The following is a 17,554-nucleotide window of genomic DNA, read 5'->3' as shown; positions in this document are numbered from 1 at the left end:
TTTGAATTTCATATCTTTATTCAGACATCTTTAGATCGATCAGAAACTCCCGGACGCTCCTGTCATTCTGAGAAATTCCTGACAACCTGCATCGTACACTTCCGGCCTGATCTCCAGGACTGGAGATTGAGGATTTGTACGGTATTGTCTCTGTTGTATGTTAACGCCAAATAGCATTCTGCAGGAAAGGGACTTTTCACCAAAGGCGCATAGGAAGCACCTGGAATATGTTAACAGAAGTCGCTATTGGAGCTACTCTGGCGCTCATTGTCGGGGCCTTCATCGGTTATTTCATTGACCGGATTCGCCGTGGATCTGCCTATCAGTCTTATCAGCAGATCCTGAAACAGGCCGAACTCGATGCCGAAAACCTGCTCAAAAGCCAGAAGCTGGAAGCCAAAGAAGAGCTGCTCAAACGCCGCGAATCTCTGGAAGAAGAAGTCAACAAGCAGCGCGAAGAGCTCTGGTCCGTTGAGAAAAAGCTCAGCAAGCGTGAGAACGCGCTCGAAGATCAGCAGGCCGATTTCCTCAAAAAGGAATCCATGATTCAGGCCACCCAGTCCAAGCTGGCCTCCCGCACCAAAGCGGTCGAAGCCCGCGAACAGGAACTGGAGCGGGCTCTGAAGAAGCAGCAGGAAGAGCTGTTCAAAATCAGTGGCCTGGATCGCGAAACCGCATCCCAGATGCTGCTCGACCGGCTGGAAAACGATCTCAAGAGTGAGACCGGTGCCCTGATCCTGAAGTATCAGAACGAACTGAAGCAGTCTTGTGATAAGCTGGCCCGCGAAACCATCGGCATGGCCGTCCAACGGTTCGCCTCCGGACACGTGGCTGAAACCACCGTCTCCACCGTGGAACTGCCCGAAGAAGAAATGAAAGGGCGGATCATCGGTCGGGAAGGTCGTAACATCCGCGCCTTCGAAAAAGCGACCGGCGTCGATGTGATCGTAGACGACACACCCGGAGTGGTTGTCGTCTCGGCCTTCGATAACGTGCGTCGGCAGATCGGTAAAATGTCCCTGCAGAAACTCGTCAACGACGGGCGCATTCATCCGGCCCGCATCGAGGAAGTCGTCGAAGAGACGCAGAAGGAACTCGAAGAATACATCCAGACCATGGGGCAGAATGCCTGTCAGGAAGTCAATATTTCCGGGGTGCATCCCAAGCTGATCGACCTGCTGGGCCGTCTGCATTTCCGCACCAGTTACAGTCAGAATGTATTGCGGCACTCAATCGAAGTTTCCGCTCTGACCGGCATCATGGCAGAACAGCTCGGCCTGGACGGGACACTTGCCCGTCGCTGTGGTCTGTTCCATGACATCGGTAAAGCAGCCGACCACGAAATGGAAGGGGGCCACCCTGCTGTCGGTGCCCAATTGCTGAAGCGGTACGGCGAATGTCAGGAAGTCGTGCATGCCGCCGCCGGTCATCACGACGACATCCGCCCCGATTACATCTACACGGTTCTGGTTGCTGCAGCGGACGCCTGTTCTGCTTCGCGTCCTGGTGCCCGCCGCGATACGCTGGAAAAATATGTGCGTCGCCTCGAAGAACTGGAAACGCTGGTTTGCGGCTTCCCGGGTGTCGATCATACCTATGCGATTCAGGCCGGTCGTGAAGTTCGCGTGATCGTCGATTCCGATCAGGTCAACGACCGCGAAGCAGCCAAGATGTGCAAAGACATCGCCAAGGCGATTGAAGAAACCCTGACCTACCCGGGCGAAATCCGGGTGACCGTGATGCGCGAGGCACGCACGGTCGAATACGCCCGCTAAGCGGGAAGATCTGCTTCCATCAGAGCAGCGATGGCCTGAGCGTCGTCGCTGCTCTGTTTTTTTAAGGCATCGATCACTTTCTTCCGCCGCTCTTCGGGATGGTTCTGGCTCAGTTTGAATTTCCCTTCGATGCGTTCGATCTCAATCCGAAAGCCGACGATTCCCTTGAGCAGTCCCTCGGTGAACTCGGCTTCCGGAGTCTGCATTGACCAGGGCACAGGCTGCGAGGCTTCATAAAACCGCACGGTTTCTGCGATGATCGCTTTCAACTCCGCGTCATCAGTGATCCGGGAATACTGACCGTATACATGCACCGCCTGATAGTTCCAGGTGGGGACTGTATTTTGTGAGGCATACCAGGTGGGTGAGATGTAAGCGTGCGGACCATGAAAGATAGCCAGCACATTCTGATTGTCTGGAGTCTCCGCTTGCGGATTCGCTCGGGCAAAGTGCCCCAGCAGGCACCCATTCTGTCCCACCCCATGCTGCAAAAGTAAAGGCAGGTGGGAAGCAAACGGCTCCTCTCCCTGATTGCTCACCAGTGTGGCAAAGCTGTGTTGCTCGATGAACGGGGGCAGTCGGCTGACGTCGGTTTCGGCAAAAGCGGCTGGGACATACATGGAATCAACTGGTCCTCGGGAAGAGAGCAGGGGGCGGAATGTACATTCAGTTCTGACAGCGGTTTCGGTTCGCAGGTTCGTCAGACTATCAATTCTCAGATCATTTCTTTAACTTGAAGTGACTGCCATCATCGTGAGGCGGAAACCACTCTGATGCAAAGGAGTTCCGAAATAATGCCCTTTATTGATATCGATTCCGTCAAGCCCCTGGAAGTCCTGCCTGGCTGTAAAATGCGGACCCCATTCGGGGAGAATCTGATGCTGTCTTACCTGGAAATGGAGGAAGGGGCCATTGTGCCCATGCACCATCATCCACACGAGCAGGGCGGAATGCTCCTCAAAGGCCGGCTGGAACTGACGATGGGGGACGAAGTGCGAACTGTCGAAGCAGGGGCGATGTTCATTATTCCCCCAACACTCCGCATCAGGCGGTTGCCGTCGATGGGCCTGCGGTAGTCCTGGATGTATTCAGCCCGGTCCGCGAAGACTACGCGGAGCTGTATAACAAGTACATCCCGACAGAGTCAGACGAAAACTGATCGCGTCAGTTTTCTATTGGTGTTGCTGCTGGCTTTGCAGCTGTTTGAATTCGTCAGCCCTGCGGAGCAACTGTTCTTTGGAGAGTACTTCCGTCTGGGTTGCGATATGCCATTGGATTCCAAAAGGATCCTTCACCGAGGCGCTCCGCTCACCGTAAAACTGGTCTGCCGGCCCCCGCTGGCTTAAGGCGCCGGCTTCCAGGGCTCTCTGATAGGTGAAATCGACATCCGGTACATAAACGTGTAAAGCTGCGGAGGTGGGCCCCCATTCCTCGCAGGCATCGGCCAGCTCAATCATGGAATCGCCGATTCTCAGTGTCGCATGGCCGATCTTGTCATCGTGGTATGAGATTAACTCAGTTGTCGCATCGAAGACGAATGTTACAAATTCAATCAGTCTCGCTGCCCCTTCTACCAGCAGATAGGGAGTGACTGCGTGGTAGCCATCGGGGGTGTAGTGGGGGGCCATCTTGATTTCTCCTGAAATGCTGGGGACTGGAGGCGAAACAGGACCCGCAATACAAACCATATTTGAACTGATTATGTGACCATTATACAATGGAATCTGTTTCAGGAATAGCAATTCATGTAAACTATTTTCCCCCTGTCAGAAACACTTGAAAACTAGCGTTTTTTATCAGTTGGACTCTTACCTTCACGCGAAATTTCGGGGAAAATCCGATGCGACTGCTGCTCATTACTCTGTTACTGTTTTCTGGGCTCAATCCGGTTCTGGCTGCCGGTCAACCCAATGTGATCCTGATTATGAGCGATGACCAGGGTTACGGTGAACTTTCCTGTCACGGAAATCCCCTGCTCAAAACTCCCCACCTCGATCAGCTGGCCGCTGAGAGTGTCCGTCTGACCGACTTTCACGTCGCCCCGATGTGCACCCCGACCCGGGGGCAACTGATGACCGGGCAGGACGCGTTTCGCAATGCCGCCATGAATGTCAGCAGCGGGCGGACGCTGCTCAGACCCGAACTCCAGACCATGGCCGACCAGTTTCAGGCGGCCGGTTATCGCACCGGCATGTTCGGGAAATGGCATCTGGGAGACAATTATCCCTATCGTCCGCAGGATCGTGGCTTTCAGGAGACACTCTGGTTCCCCTCATCACACATCAGCGCGGTGCCCGACTACTGGATCAACGATTATTTTGATGATACTTATCTGCACAACGGACACCGGGTCAAGCAGACCGGTTATTGCACGGATGTCTTTTTTCGTGAAATGCAGAACTGGATCCGTACCCGTGATGAGTCCCAGCCGTTTTTTGCCTACCTGCCTTTGAATGCCCCCCACGGACCACTGTATGTTCCCGATCAGTATCGGCGACCAGTCGAAGCAGCACTCCGGGAGCATCCCGAGGTCGTGCAACATCTCAAACCCCAGCGTAAAAAAGCACTCATCAGTTACCTCGCGATGTGCGCTAACATTGATGAAAACATCGGCAAGCTGGAACAGTTTCTGAGCGAATCGAAACTGCGCGACGATACGATCGTCATTTTTCTCACCGATAACGGCAGTACGATGGGACCTGATTACTATAACGCTGGCATGCGTGGCAGAAAGGTGACGCTCTGGGAGGGAGGCCATCGTGTGCCCTGTTTCATTCGCTGGCCACACGGTAACCTGGGCCCGGCACGTGACCTGAATGATCTGGCCCACGTTCAGGATCTGCTCCCCACCCTGGCCGAGCTTTGTGAACTCCCTCTGCCTGAGCAGCGACTGGACGGGATCAGTCTGGCGCCGCGTCTGCGGGGAGAAGTCAAATCGCTGCCGGACCGAATGCTGGTCGTCAACTACAGCCGCATGCCCATCGTCGGCAATAAGAAAAACATGTTCCTCGCGAAGCCTCGAAAAGAAGGAGCCGCCGTCCTCTGGAAACGCTGGCGCTGGCTGGAGAACCGGGAACTGTATGATCTCACCAGCGATCCGCTGCAGAAACAGAACGTGGCAGAGCAGCATCCGGAAGTCGTCGCCCGGATGCAGGCACACCTCGATCAATGGTGGCAGGAACTGCAACCGCATGTAGCCGAGCCGCAGCGCGTGATTATTGGCCATGCGGCGGAGAACCCTTCAATGCTCACCGCCTGTGAATGGCTGGACGTCTTTGTCGATCAGCAGGGGCAGGTGCGTCGTGGAATCCGCCGCAACGGGACCTGGCAGTTGTCGATTGCCGAGGCGGGCAACTATGAATTCGAATTGCGCCGCTGGCCCCGCGAAAGTGGGTTGAAGCTGAACGAGGGGACGCCGGCTGTCAAAGTAACCGATGGCCAGCTCGCCGAAGGAGTGGCGCTGCCAGTCGCGAAAGGCCGTCTCAAGATTGGCAGTTTCGAAGCGACGGCCAAACCGGATGCTGATGGGGAGTCGATTACGATTGAGACTCCCTTGAAGCCCGGACAAATGGAACTCACAACCTGGCTACTGGATGAGCAGGGGCGGGAAATCTGTGGTGCCTACTATGTCTATGTGAACCGGAAATAAACGCGAGTGCTTACTTCGGCTCTTTTTCCGAGGCATTGAGCAGTGTTTGAGCAAATGATTCCAGGTGGCGGATATTGTCACAGAAGGCGGCATACTGCATCTGCTGCCGGATTGGTTCTTTGAGAGCCCGTCCGCCGACGACGAAGGCCACATCCATACCGAATTCATCGTAGAGTTCGGCGTAGTTCTGCAGGAATTCCTGTTCGTTACGGATGTAGCTCACACTTAGCCAGAACATCCGCGGCCGCTGTTGCTCAATTGCCGCGGCCAGAGTGGAGAAGGGGAGGTTGGTTCCCAGTGATGACGCATTCCACTTAATGTCACGAAGCACCAGTTCAACCATAGTGGTCGCCAGGCTGTAGAGATCCCCTTCCACCGCACCACCGAAGGCCACGGGAGCATCAAGTGGGGGATTAGGAATCAGTGTCCGTAACTCATGCAGCAGGCGGAGGGCCAACTCGCAACCTCGTCGTTCCTGGTACACCTCAGCGTTTCCACATTCCCACCGATCACCAATGGTCATAAAGGAGCGTGCGATTACCAGATCGCAGATGGCGCTGATACTGTGTTCCGCCAGGTAAAGGTCCAGCACGACCTTACGGCAGAGATCTTCTTCACCCTTTAACAACGCTTCGGTCAGCTGCTCTTCAGCACGGTCAATGACCCGACTAGTCTGTCCAGTCGTGGCAGGGAGCCCCAGCACTTCGGGACGTACCAGGTCGTACTTACTGGAACGTAAAAATTCGATCAGATCTGGCAGGGCGATCCGACGGTGTCCCCCAGCCGTGTACTGGGTGGGGATCACTCCTTTGTCGCACCAGCGTTTGACGGAAGATTCACTGGCCTGAATGGCGCGGGCTACCTGTTTAGAAGTCAGAAATTCGTGCATTAGACTTGATTCTGATGTGGACGATATGGTCGTTATCGAAAAAGAACAAAAACATTGAGTTGACTTATCTTAGTTTGGAAAGTGTAATCTGACAAGTCACATAATTATAAGTTGGTCAATGGTAACAGGATACATTTAGTTTCTCCGAAATGAACGTTTTGAACGAATTTGTGGTTGTTTTTGTTTTCCTGCATGTGTATAAATGATGTAGACGAAATGAACGAATTTCGATTTTCAGGAATACGAAAATGATAGTATGTTCAAAAGATCATTGTAAGCAGTCATCACATCAGCTGGCAGAACGTGCTCGTAAGATCCTGCAGGCTGAAATCGACTTCATCCCGAATCCCAGCTTTCAGGATTCAGACGCAGACGAACTAATTCTGGGGCAACCCTTGCCTGAGAGTAAATCAGAGATTCCAACTGCTGCCTTCACGAAACCGGGCAGCCGGGCACTCTCGACTCAAATCGCCCGTCTCTGCCGCTCAGAAGTACTGTCTGCAGCTGACGAGCAGGATCTGTTCCGCAGGATGAACTACCTCAAGTTCAAAGCCAATATGCATCGTTGCAAACTAGACCCGGAGGAGGTCGAGCCCTGCGAGCTGGAGCGAATCGAAAATCTGCTCCAGCAGGCAGAACAGGTTCGCGACCAGATCTTTCGCAGTAATATGCGACTGGTGGTCTCGATCGTCAAGAAATGTGTGACTCCTGGCGTGAGCTTTGACGAGCTACTGAGTGATGGCTGCCTCACGCTGATGAATGCCATCGAAAAGTTCGATTATGCACGGGGATTCCGTTTCAGTACGTACGCATACCACTCCATTTCGAATTACGCGTATCGCAAAATTGCCAATCGCCGCAAGGAACGCAATAAGTTCAAGCAGCTGGGCGAAGAGCGCACCCTGGAAGAGTTACAGGAGCAGAAGAATCCGATGATGGTCCGCGCGGTCTGGGATGAACTCTCCGACCTGCTCAAGCAGACGATTGACACCCTCGATCAGCGGGAACAGTTTATTGTTCGCAGCCGCTTTGCTCTCGGCAAACATCGCAAGATTCAGACCTTTCAGAAACTGGCCGACGAACTCGGCATCTCCAAAGAACGAGTGCGTCAGCTCGAACAGCGGGCCGTAGCCAAACTGAGAGCACTCGCAGAAGGATCGCGTCTCGATGCGATTCGCGAACTCGTCGGCGGCTGAATTTAACGTTTATTTAACGACAAGAACGGTGAAGTATGGATCGTGAATACTGCGAAATCGAAGCCTTCTATGATGGCGACTGCCCGCTTTGTCGGCGGGAGGTCAACCTGCTGAAGCGATTCGATCGCCGCCACAAGATTCATTTCACCGATATTGCCGCGCAAGACTTTGATCCAGAGGTCTATGGCAAAACACAGGCAGAATTTATGGAAGAGATGCAGGGGCGTCTCCCCGACGGTTCCTGGGTCAGCGGTGTGGAAGTATTTCGTCGACTCTATTCTGCGATTGGTCTCCGTTGGCTCGTGATTCCCACCCGCCTGCCCGGTATTTCACACAGTCTCGATTATTTTTACAGACATTTTGCCCGTCACAGGTTAAGATTGACGGGGCGCTGTCAGCAGGGGCAGTGTACAGTGAAGCCGCCTCAAGATAAGGTACATACATGAAAATTGCCATCATTGGTAGCGGCATTTCCGGTCTGACAGCTGCCTGGTTTCTACACCGAAAGCACGACGTCACAATCTTCGAAGCAAATAATTACATCGGCGGGCATACCAACACGATAGAGGTCAATCTGGACGGCGAACAACATCCTGTCGACACCGGGTTCATCGTTTTTAACCACCAGACCTACCCGAACTTCACCCGCATGCTGGACCGACTGGGAATCACATCACAGCCGACCCGGATGAGTTTCAGCATGAAGTGTGAACGAACCGGGCTGGAATACCGGGGTGCCGATCTGAATGGGTTTTTCGCTCAACGCAAGAATCTGTTCAACCCTCGCTTCTACAAGCTCCTGAGTGATATTTTTCGTTTCAACAAACATTCGCTGGCCCTGCTGGAATCAGATAACGATACCCTGACGGTCGGCGAATACCTCAAGCGTGAGAACTACTCCCGCGAATTCATCGATCAGTATTTTCTCCCCATGGGGTCGGCGATCTGGTCCTGCCCGGTAGGCACTTTCGAACAGTTTCCCATTCGCTTCATCGTGGAGTTCTACCGCAACCATGGCATCCTGGCGATCCGGGAACTGCCTGAGTGGCGTGTGGTTTGTGGCGGCTCACAGCAGTATGTGAAAGCGATCACCGCCGACTTTCGAGAGTCAATCCGTCTGCAGACCCCCATTAAAGCTGTCAGGCGTCTCACGGAAGGTGTGGAAGTGGCTCCGGTCAATGCTGCTCCTGAAGAGTTCGATCACGTGATTTTTGCCTGTCACAGCGATCAGGCTTTGAGAATTCTCGGTAGCGACGTACACCCGGTCGAACGCGAACTGCTCTCCGCATTCCCCTATGAACCGAATATCGCCCAGCTGCATACCGACACGGGCGTTTTGCCACGCAGTGAACGTGCCTGGGCCTGCTGGAATTACTTCATGCCCAGGGGAGAGAATCGCAAAGCGACCATTACTTACAACATGAATCAGCTGCAGAGCCTCGACTCACAGCATACGTTCTGTGTGACACTCAATGGTGAGGAGCGGGTCGATCCTTCCAAGGTCATTCGTCGTATCGAATATGCCCATCCCATTTTTACGATCGAGCGGGCTGAGACTCAGCGGCGTCACGCGGAAGTGATCAATCAGAGAAAAACCTCGTTTTGTGGTGCCTATTGGGGCAATGGATTTCACGAGGATGGTGTTAACAGTGCCCTGGCGGTCTGCCGAAATTTACTGGAAACTGAAGATATATGGAAAGCGGAATCTACACCGGCTGGGTTCGACACAGACGACTTAAACCCGTCGAACACAGCTTTCGCAATCGAATCTACCTGATGTACCTCGATCTGGATGAACTCGATTCCGTGTTCGAGGGACGCTGGTGCTGGTCTACCCGTCGTCCGGCTCTGGCCCGGTTTCGCAGAGCAGATCATCTGGGCGATCCGGGACAACCACTGGGAGAATGCGTTCGCGACTTTGTGGTAGAGCAGGGCTATCCCCGACCCGAGGGGCCGATTCGGCTGCTCACGCATCTGCGGTATTTTGGATTTGTGATGAACCCGGTTTCTTTCTACTACTGTTTTAATCGTGCAGGCACAGACTGGGAAACCGTCGTCGCGGAAGTGAACAACACGCCCTGGGGAGAACGGCACTGTTATGTGATTTCACGGAAACAACTGGAAACAAACGGGGACGATCAATTGATGCAGAAGGTCTTTCATGTTTCGCCTTTCATGCCTCTGGATATGCAGTATGGCTGGAAACTGACAGAGCTCCATCAAAAGCTGACCGTGCATATCGATAACTATCGTGAAAGTGAAAAAGTATTTGACGTTACGATGCAACTGGAACGTCGGGAGATCACAACCCGCAACCTGTGGCAGGTCCTGCTGACTTATCCGCTGATGACCTGGTACGTGTTCGCGGCGATCTACTGGCAGGCACTACGCCTATGGTGGAAGAAGGTTCCCTTCTATCCCCATCCCAGTCATCTCTCGACCACAGATAATCAAATTACAGGCACAGAGCCCAACGCGAGGACCTCATGAGTACCATCAACGAATCCCCCGAGCTGACCTGGAACGCAACTGCGTCTGCCGGTCTCATGGACACGACCTGCCGCAAACTGTTACTGAAGAAATTACAGTCGATGCAGCACGGTCGGATAACCCTCATCGATGGAGAACAGGAGCAGCATTTCGGCGATCCGGATGCCGGCTTACGCGCCGTTGTCCTGGTGCAGAATCCCCGCTTCTACCGTCGGGCTGTCCTCGAGGGAGGCTTAGGCATTGCTCAATCACTGATCGATGGTGACTGGTCCTGTCATAATCTGACGGCACTGGTGCGGATCTTCATTCGCAACCTGGAAGTCACCGATCGCTTTGAAGGGGGCATGGCCTGGTTCCGACAGTGCGCCGCTCGTCTCGGACACTGGCTCAGACGGAATACACGCCTCGGCGCTGCCCGCAACATTCATGCACACTATGATCTGGGGAACGATTTTTACCGCCTCTTCCTGGATGAAACCATGAGCTATTCCTGCGGCGTCTTCGAACAGGAGACCGACACCATGCAGGAAGCCTCTTTGAATAAGCTGGACCGCGTCTGCCGGAATCTCAATCTGAAACCGGGCGATCATCTGCTGGAGATCGGCACGGGTTGGGGAGGGCTGGCCGTGCATGCCGCCCAGTTTTATGGTTGTCGGGTGACGACCACTACCATTTCGCAGGAGCAATACAACCTGGCTGCCGAGCGTGTGGACGCCGCCGGACTGACCGATCGTGTGACACTCCTGCTGAAAGACTACCGCGATCTGGAAGGACAGTACGATAAACTGGTTTCGATCGAAATGATTGAAGCGGTCGGAGCCGAATTCTTCGAGACTTACTTTCAGAAGTGCTCAGACCTGCTCAAGCCGGACGGCATGATGTTGCTGCAGGGAATCGTAATCAAGGATCAGCGCTTCAAGGAATATCTCAAAAGCGTGGATTTCATCCGCCGCTACATCTTCCCGGGAGGCTGCCTCCCTTCGGTGGCCGCGATCCTGGAAACTACGTCACGGGTGACCGATTTCCGCCTCCTGCAACTGGAAGACATCGCTCCCCACTATGCCCAGACACTCCGTTGCTGGCGGGAAGCCTTTCATGAGCGGATCGACGCGGTCCGCGCGCAAGGCTATTCCGAGTCATTCATTCGCATGTGGGATTATTATTTCTGTTACTGCGAAGCCGCTTTCGAGGAGCGGCAGTGTAACACGGTGCAGATGCTGCTCGCCAGGCCGGCGTGTCGCTTCGATCTCGTACGTCACAATGCACTTCGCGACTTGACCAAACAGGCTGAGGAGGTGATAGCTTGAATCCCTGGTGGATGATTCTGATCGGCGGCGCAGGCATGTCGGCTGTCATGGGACTGCTCTGGTTGCTCCAGAAACGGACCGGGGATGCAGGCATTGTTGATGTTGCCTGGGGCATGGGAGTCGGCTTGCTCAGTCTGTTTTTCGCCTGGGGAAGTGTGGAAGGCGATTTGACCAGGCGGATCATCGTCGCGACGTTGGCTCTGCTCTGGTCTCTAAGACTCAGTGGTTACATTCTCTATCGCGTATTGACCATGCCCGAAGACGGGCGTTATCAGACCCTCAAAGAAAAATGGGGCACCGCCGCCCAGGGGAAACTCTTCTGGTTCTATCAGCTTCAGGCGGTGGGAAGTCTGCTCTTTGCTCTGCCGATGTTGCTGGCAGCTCGAAGTACGGCACCGCTGGGGTTTCTTGATTATCTCGGAATCGCAATCTGGTTTGCTGCTATCTCTGGGGAACTGATCGCCGATCAGCAACTCTCCCGATTTCGTTCAGATCCGCACCAGACGGGGCAGGTCTGTCAACGCGGACTCTGGCACTATTCACGGCACCCCAATTACTTTTTTGAATGGCTGCACTGGTGGGCCTACGTCTGTCTGGCCATCCAGGCTCCCTGGGGTTGGCTGACAATTCTCGGCCCGCTCCTGATGCTGCATTTCATCCTCAATGTGACGGGAATTCCTCCTACGGAAGCCCAGGCCATCAAGAGCCGGGGCGAAGCCTATCGCGAATATCAGCGGACCACGAGTGCCTTCTTTCCCTGGCCTCCTAAATCAAAACAGGTGACAACATGAAAACTGACATGCTGGTGAATCTGGCCATTGAATGTGTGGAGCGGGGCTGGGTCCCCGACAGTCTGGTCCGGCGTGCCATTCGCAGGCTCTGTAGCAAACGACTCGATAGCCTGGATGGGGGGAGTCCTGCCGCGGATGCTGAAAATCGACGTGCATTCGTCGAGGCTGCCCTTAAGAGCCCGATTGCCCTGGTTCCGGAGAAGGCCAACGAACAGCATTACGAAGTACCTGCCGCTTTTTATGAGCAGGTACTTGGATCGCAGCGGAAGTATAGCTGCTGTTACTGGCCGGAGGGGGTGACTACACTCGACGATGCAGAAGTCGCTGCTTTAAAAGAGAGCTGCCTGCATGCACAACTTGAAGATGGCATGCAGATCCTGGAACTGGGCTGCGGCTGGGGCTCGTTGACGCTCTGGATCGCCGAACAGTATCCTCAATGTCACATCACTGCTGTTTCCAACTCTCATTCTCAACGGGCAGCGATCGAACAAATGGCGCGTGAACGCGGCTATGCTGACCGCGTCAATGTGATTACTGCAGACATGAACGATTTCGAACCCGAGCAAAAATTCGATCGCGTGGTCTCTGTGGAAATGTTCGAACACATGCGGAATTATGCCCGCCTGTTAAATCGCATTTCCGACTGGCTGGTTGACGACGGGAAACTCTTCGTTCATATTTTCTGCCATCGTAACTATGTCTACGAATTCAGCGATCAAAATGCAGACGACTGGATGGCCCGGCATTTCTTTACCGGGGGGATCATGCCCGCGGATAACTGGTTTTCACACTTCCAGCAACACATGCAGGTCGAACAGCAGTGGCGCTGGAACGGTCGTCACTATCAGCTGACGTCCGAGGCCTGGCTGAATAATCTAGACCAGCGTAGCGCTCAAGTCCTGCCGATCCTGGCAGAAACTTATGGGACACAGCAGGCCCACCGCTGGTGGATGCGCTGGCGTCTGTTTTTCCTCGCGGTCGCGGAACTGTTCGGTTACCAGTCCGGGGAAGAGTGGTACGTCTCACACTATTTGTTGAGTAAAACAACAGTGAAGCATGATGCCCCGTCACTTCCTGACAAAGTGACGGAACACTCTCTGCATTAAAACCGGGAGATTATTCGCCCTCTTCGGACATACCCTGCAGATCTTCTCTGACTTGGGGAAGTTCCCGCAGACAACGTTGCATTTCGGTAGAGAGTTCATCGATCAATGCATCAATGGTTTCCAAGTGGTCCTCAGTGCCGGTTTGCTCAATTTCCTGTGATAACTGTTGCAGGGAGGCTGCACACAGAATACTGGTAGCTCCCTTGAGTGAATGCGCTACTTCAGCAACCCCTCGGGCATTGCCCTGATCTGCATGTTCGCGAATATGTGCCACACGCGTTTCGCCTGAGCTTTCCAGTTCATCCAGCAGCGATTCAATAAGTTCCAGATTACCGCAACAAAGCTCCATCAATGCAGCCGTGTCTATCGTACGATCTGTGCAAACGACAGTTTCTGTTTTTACAGAAACTGATTGCTGGCGAGATGCTTTCCGGGCATGGAACTGGTCGAGCAGCTTTTTGATCTGCACTTTCTGTACGGGTTTACTGATATAGTCATCCATGCCGGCTTCCAGGCAGCGCTCCCGATCTCCTTTGATCGCATTCGCAGTGAGTGCCACAATGTGGAGATGTCCCTCAAGTTCCCCTGTCTGTTCCAGTTCACGAATCTGCCGGGTGGCTTCCAGCCCGTCCAGTTCCGGCATCTGACAGTCCATCAGTACCAGATCGTAATTGTGTCGTTTAACCGCTTCGATGGCCTCCAGTCCATTGACCGCTGTATGACAAATGCAGCCGAACTGTTTCATCAACTCGGTAACGTACATCTGGTTGATGTTATTATCCTCTGCCAGCAGAACCGTCGTTGCCGACAGAAATGCGTGTTCTTCATCCTCCTGATACGCATCGAGATCCTGTATGCGAGGCAGGCTGGACTCCTGTTGAAACAGGTTGCAGAGCACCTCATACAGCTTGTGTCGATTCAGCGGTTTATGCAACAGGGCAGCAGCGCCACTCTCCTGCAGTTCGCTCTGGCTCAGATGTGTTTCAGGCGAACGGGAGATCAGAATGACCTTGGGATCTGCGTCCTTGAGTTCGTGGGCCAGAACCCTTCCACTCAGGTCCGGCAGTTCCAGATCGGTCAGCACCAGGTCAATGATCTCCTGGTTGTCGTGTGCCCGTTCCAGAATCGAAAGGGCTTCCGCGACAGATACGGCGAGGTCTGTTTTCAGTCCCCATTCTTTGGCGAAATCGTGCAGGATCTGCAGACACTTCTGATTGTCGTCGACAATCAGGGCCCGTTTCCCAGCCAGCGGTGAGCGGATCGGGAGTGCCACCGAAGTGGGAGAGATGATTTCAAATGGAATCTCAAACCAGAAGGTCGAACCTGCGCCCTCCTTGCTCTCGATACCAATCGATCCCCCCATTAATTCGACCAGGTTCCGGGAGATGACCAGCCCCAGTCCGCTGCCTCCATAATTGCGTGTGGTCGAAGCATCAACTTGAGTAAATGACTGGAACAAGCGGTCCAGTTTGTCTTCAGAGATACCAATGCCCGTATCACTCACAGTGAAGCGGATCGTGATCTGATCGGTCTCCTGTTCGATGGCTTCCGCACGCACGGAAACTTCACCCGTTTCGGTAAACTTAATCGCGTTGCCGACGAGGTTCACCAATACCTGCCGCAGTCGATAACTGTCTCCCTTAAGAATCAGTCGCGTGGCTGGATCAATAGAACAGGGAAGCTCCAGATCTTTCTCAGCAGCTCGCCAGACCATAGTGCTCATGGTGTCCATCAGCAGTTTTTCTATGTCAAATTGATGCAGGTCCAGGTCCAGTTTGCCGGCTTCGATTTTGGAGAAGTCGAGAATATCATTGATCAGGCCCAGCAGCGATTCACCACTGTTCCGGCAGGCATCGACGAAGTCCTGCTGCTGTCGGTTCAGGTTTGTACCGGCCAGTAATTCTGTCATGCCGATCACTCCATTGAGTGGCGTACGCAGTTCGTGGCTCATATTGGCCAGGAAATCACTCTTGGCCCGGCTCGCTTCTTCCGCGACCTGTTTGGCGTCTTTCAGTTTTTCTTCGGTCTCTTTCTGCGCGGTGGCATCCAGTACGAAACAGAGACAGAGGTCCTCCGCTTCATCCAGGCGCGTCATGCCCAGTACAACGGGAACGCGGCTGCCATCTTTACGGTAGTATTCTTTTTCGATCGGTTTTGCTGCGCCGGTTTCCAGCATTTCCTGCAACACTTCCTGATCGCGCTGCTGCCACTCTGTCGGCGTCAGCTCCTGGCAGTTGATTAACCCGGCTTCCAGGTCGTTGGTCGTATAGCCGAGAATGCGGAGCAGTTCGTCATTCGCCTGTTCGACACTGCCGTCAAAGCGACAGGTCATGATTCCCAGGATGTCGGCCTGTCGCAATTTACTGAACTGTGAGTTGGCCATGCGCAGGGCCAACTCCGACTGTTTGCGGGCCGTCACATCGACCTGGGTGGCGATGAAGTTCAGCAGGATGTCATCGTCATCAAACACTGGATCGATCTTGAGCTCGATCCAGTACTCACGTCCGTCGCGATCATAATTCACGATTTCCGTCGCGATGCTCTCTTTTTTCTGCAGGCTGTCTCTGATGCTGGCAATCGTATCTGAGTTTGCTTCCGGACCCCGTAATATATCACAGAGGTGCTGTTCCATCACCTCGTTGAGTGTGTAACCACTCAGCGTGGTAAAGGCATCATTAACCCATTCTATATAACCCCGGGCGTCGGAGATGATAACCGAATGCTTGGTTTTACTGGCGACCAGGGACAGTTTTTTGACTTTCTGGTGATACATCTGTAATGCTTTTTCGGCTTCTTTGCGCCCCTGGATATTCTCGATCAGGAAGATGAAGTGCCGTGGTTCTCCGGTTGGCAGACGGACCAGTGAAACAGTCATGTTAGTCCAGACAACCGCTTGATCCTGTGTAAGGTATCGTTTTTCAACCGAGTAGGAATCGATTTCACCTGCCAGTAATTTCGAGACCTGGACGAGGTCTGCATCCAGATCGTCCGGGTGAGTGAGGTCCTGCCAGTTCTGATCCAGCAGCTCCTGATCCGTGTAGCCCAGCAGATCGCACAACCCTTGATTGAACCGCAGCCAGCGACCATCGGGAGACACGTGGGCGATTCCCATCGCAACCTGCTCAAAGGTGCTGCGATAGTTCTGCTCACTTTCGGAAAGGGCATTTCTCTGGATCTGTTGTTCTGTGAAATCATGGTAGACGCCGACAAACAGTTTCGGCTCACCAATATCATCAAAGACCGCATGCCCCTGAGCATAGATGTAATGTACCGAGCCATCCCGGTAAATCACGCGATATTCACAACTGTAAGGAGTGCCGGTATCGACGCTGTTATTGAAACAGGTTTCGACACGTTCCCTGTCAGCGGGATGCAGTCGCTTGCTGAAATCTTCGTAGTGCAGTTCCGTTTCCTCGGCAGGTACATCGAACATCTCCCGCGTCTGCCGGTCCCAGTTGAGCAGGTTGGTTTTCAGATCGAGCTCCCAGACGCCGATCTGTCCAGCTTCCAGCGCATAATCCAACCGTTCCTGGCTCTCCTGCAGCTTCGTACCTAACAGCGCCGCGGAAGGAAGTTTGAGTGCCTCGGGAATCAGACGGATTAATACGAAGACCGTAATCCAGGAGACGATCGCGGTACTGGCCTTAATCAACCCGGAAAAACGGTAAACGGGCCACCAGAAGATGCCCGCTTCAATCAGATGTCCAAAACCGCAGAACAGAATGAAAGCGGCAAACAGCCAGATAATTCGCGGGAAGGGGAGATCTTTGCGCTGTAACAGGAAGTAGAGCAGCATCACCGGAATGGTGAAATAGGCACCGAAGATGGCAATGTCAGACAGGATATGCAGCCAGCCCACATCACTCGACCAGGTACCACAATACCAGCGCTGCGGGTAATCGTTGGTGTCGAACAGTTTCGAGAAAAACGTAACCGGCCCTTCGGCTTGCAGCTCTGGTTTGGCAGCTGCTTGCGCACAATGACCGCCAGCACAACTTTTTGCAGTCGCGGGTGCGGATGTTTCGGCAGCGATTGCAGAGGCCATCATCCCCGGCAGCAGTGCACACAACAGGCAGATAGTCCAGAGTTTTCTGGCGCGAACTTTGAGTACAGTATCCAGACGCATAATCTAATCTCATACTGGAAAGAGAAGAGCCGGCGATTCTAAAGTGCCAGACAAAATCGCTGCAGGCAGGTGATCGGATCCCCACGGGACGCATCAACGACCATTGAAATCTAGGTCAGGAAGTTTGCAGGTGAGTGAAAAACCGCAGGCTTCCCACAAGTTGCAGGGATATTCCTCACGCTGTGGAAGGCGGTAGAATCCTTATGACCGTTGAATGAGATATGA

General features: G+C 53.7%; 14 protein-coding genes. 10 read left to right on the top strand and 4 right to left on the bottom strand.

What is annotated here, in order from left to right:
• The first annotated feature begins 227 nt into the window (after positions 1-227).
• Positions 228-1,775, top strand: a complete 1,548-nt coding sequence (gene rny / locus F1728_RS06110; protein ID WP_145038508.1) for a ribonuclease Y — start codon at positions 228-230, stop codon at positions 1,773-1,775.
• Here rny and F1728_RS06105 read toward each other — a convergent pair.
• Positions 1,772-2,395, bottom strand: a complete 624-nt coding sequence (locus F1728_RS06105) for an FMN-binding negative transcriptional regulator (RefSeq protein WP_155363351.1) — start codon at positions 2,393-2,395, stop codon at positions 1,772-1,774. The two genes, rny and F1728_RS06105, sit on opposite strands and share 4 nt — an antisense overlap.
• Before the next feature lie 174 nt (positions 2,396-2,569).
• Here F1728_RS06105 and F1728_RS06100 point away from each other — a divergent pair, with 174 nt between their 5' ends.
• Entirely contained in the window at positions 2,570-2,851 is a 282-nt protein-coding gene (locus F1728_RS06100; protein ID WP_228030528.1) for a cupin domain-containing protein, read from the top strand.
• A gap of 96 nt (positions 2,852-2,947) precedes the next feature.
• On the opposite strand, the gene F1728_RS06095 is transcribed toward F1728_RS06100, so the two are convergent.
• On the bottom strand, positions 2,948-3,403 hold the full coding sequence (locus tag F1728_RS06095) for a VOC family protein (RefSeq protein WP_155363350.1): 456 nt from the start codon (positions 3,401-3,403) through the stop codon (positions 2,948-2,950).
• Positions 3,404-3,615: 212 nt separating this feature from the next.
• Between F1728_RS06095 and F1728_RS06090 the strand changes: the two genes are divergently transcribed.
• Positions 3,616-5,424, top strand: a complete 1,809-nt coding sequence (locus F1728_RS06090; RefSeq protein WP_155363349.1) for an arylsulfatase — start codon at positions 3,616-3,618, stop codon at positions 5,422-5,424.
• A gap of 10 nt (positions 5,425-5,434) precedes the next feature.
• Here F1728_RS06090 and F1728_RS06085 read toward each other — a convergent pair whose 3' ends face one another.
• Complete coding sequence (locus tag F1728_RS06085; RefSeq protein WP_155363348.1) at positions 5,435-6,313, bottom strand: MerR family transcriptional regulator; 879 nt, start codon at positions 6,311-6,313, stop codon at positions 5,435-5,437.
• A gap of 248 nt (positions 6,314-6,561) precedes the next feature.
• Here F1728_RS06085 and F1728_RS06080 point away from each other — a divergent pair, with 248 nt between their 5' ends.
• The 7 genes from F1728_RS06080 to F1728_RS06050 are packed head-to-tail and all read left to right on the top strand — an operon-like array spanning position 6,562 to position 13,203.
• Positions 6,562-7,509, top strand: coding sequence for a sigma-70 family RNA polymerase sigma factor (locus F1728_RS06080; RefSeq protein ID WP_155363347.1), 948 nt, complete (start codon positions 6,562-6,564; stop codon positions 7,507-7,509).
• A gap of 35 nt (positions 7,510-7,544) precedes the next feature.
• On the top strand, positions 7,545-7,955 hold the full coding sequence (locus tag F1728_RS06075) for a thiol-disulfide oxidoreductase DCC family protein (RefSeq protein WP_155363346.1): 411 nt from the start codon (positions 7,545-7,547) through the stop codon (positions 7,953-7,955).
• The gene (locus tag F1728_RS06070) at positions 7,952-9,286 is read left to right on the top strand and encodes an NAD(P)/FAD-dependent oxidoreductase (RefSeq protein ID WP_155363345.1); all 1,335 of its coding nucleotides are present in this window, start codon (positions 7,952-7,954) and stop codon (positions 9,284-9,286) included. The genes F1728_RS06075 and F1728_RS06070 overlap by 4 nt, the downstream gene beginning before the upstream one ends.
• A complete protein-coding gene (locus F1728_RS06065; protein ID WP_155363344.1) occupies positions 9,202-9,999 on the top strand; it encodes a DUF1365 domain-containing protein in 798 nt (265 codons plus the stop codon). Before F1728_RS06070 ends, F1728_RS06065 begins: the two co-directional genes overlap by 85 nt.
• A complete protein-coding gene (locus tag F1728_RS06060) occupies positions 9,996-11,306 on the top strand; it encodes an SAM-dependent methyltransferase (protein ID WP_155363343.1) in 1,311 nt (436 codons plus the stop codon). Before F1728_RS06065 ends, F1728_RS06060 begins: the two co-directional genes overlap by 4 nt.
• Entirely contained in the window at positions 11,303-12,097 is a 795-nt protein-coding gene (locus F1728_RS06055; protein WP_155363342.1) for a DUF1295 domain-containing protein, read from the top strand. The genes F1728_RS06060 and F1728_RS06055 overlap by 4 nt, the downstream gene beginning before the upstream one ends.
• Positions 12,094-13,203, top strand: a complete 1,110-nt coding sequence (locus F1728_RS06050) for an SAM-dependent methyltransferase (protein WP_228030527.1) — start codon at positions 12,094-12,096, stop codon at positions 13,201-13,203. Before F1728_RS06055 ends, F1728_RS06050 begins: the two co-directional genes overlap by 4 nt.
• A gap of 10 nt (positions 13,204-13,213) precedes the next feature.
• On the opposite strand, the gene F1728_RS06045 is transcribed toward F1728_RS06050, so the two are convergent.
• Entirely contained in the window at positions 13,214-17,329 is a 4,116-nt protein-coding gene (locus F1728_RS06045) for a PAS domain S-box protein (protein ID WP_155363341.1), read from the bottom strand.
• Between the last annotated feature and the right edge of the window lie 225 nt (positions 17,330-17,554).

Origin of the sequence: Gimesia benthica, assembly GCF_009720525.1 — a bacterium.
Lineage (GTDB): Bacteria > Planctomycetota > Planctomycetia > Planctomycetales > Planctomycetaceae > Gimesia > Gimesia benthica.
This window is presented reverse-complemented; position numbering and strand designations above follow the sequence as displayed.

What these genes read in the sequence shown, in the direction of transcription:
- rny (WP_145038508.1), top strand. Translation starts at nt 228, where the DNA reads ATGTTAACAGAAGTCGCTATTGGAGCTACTCTGGCGCTCATTGTCGGG.
- F1728_RS06105 (WP_155363351.1), bottom strand. Translation starts at nt 2,395, where the DNA reads ATGTATGTCCCAGCCGCTTTTGCCGAAACCGACGTCAGCCGACTGCCC.
- F1728_RS06100 (WP_228030528.1), top strand. Translation starts at nt 2,570, where the DNA reads ATGCCCTTTATTGATATCGATTCCGTCAAGCCCCTGGAAGTCCTGCCT.
- F1728_RS06095 (WP_155363350.1), bottom strand. Translation starts at nt 3,403, where the DNA reads ATGGCCCCCCACTACACCCCCGATGGCTACCACGCAGTCACTCCCTAT.
- F1728_RS06090 (WP_155363349.1), top strand. Translation starts at nt 3,616, where the DNA reads ATGCGACTGCTGCTCATTACTCTGTTACTGTTTTCTGGGCTCAATCCG.
- F1728_RS06085 (WP_155363348.1), bottom strand. Translation starts at nt 6,313, where the DNA reads ATGCACGAATTTCTGACTTCTAAACAGGTAGCCCGCGCCATTCAGGCC.
- F1728_RS06080 (WP_155363347.1), top strand. Translation starts at nt 6,562, where the DNA reads ATGATAGTATGTTCAAAAGATCATTGTAAGCAGTCATCACATCAGCTG.
- F1728_RS06075 (WP_155363346.1), top strand. Translation starts at nt 7,545, where the DNA reads ATGGATCGTGAATACTGCGAAATCGAAGCCTTCTATGATGGCGACTGC.
- F1728_RS06070 (WP_155363345.1), top strand. Translation starts at nt 7,952, where the DNA reads ATGAAAATTGCCATCATTGGTAGCGGCATTTCCGGTCTGACAGCTGCC.
- F1728_RS06065 (WP_155363344.1), top strand. Translation starts at nt 9,202, where the DNA reads ATGGAAAGCGGAATCTACACCGGCTGGGTTCGACACAGACGACTTAAA.
- F1728_RS06060 (WP_155363343.1), top strand. Translation starts at nt 9,996, where the DNA reads ATGAGTACCATCAACGAATCCCCCGAGCTGACCTGGAACGCAACTGCG.
- F1728_RS06050 (WP_228030527.1), top strand. Translation starts at nt 12,094, where the DNA reads ATGAAAACTGACATGCTGGTGAATCTGGCCATTGAATGTGTGGAGCGG.
- F1728_RS06045 (WP_155363341.1), bottom strand. Translation starts at nt 17,329, where the DNA reads ATGCGTCTGGATACTGTACTCAAAGTTCGCGCCAGAAAACTCTGGACT.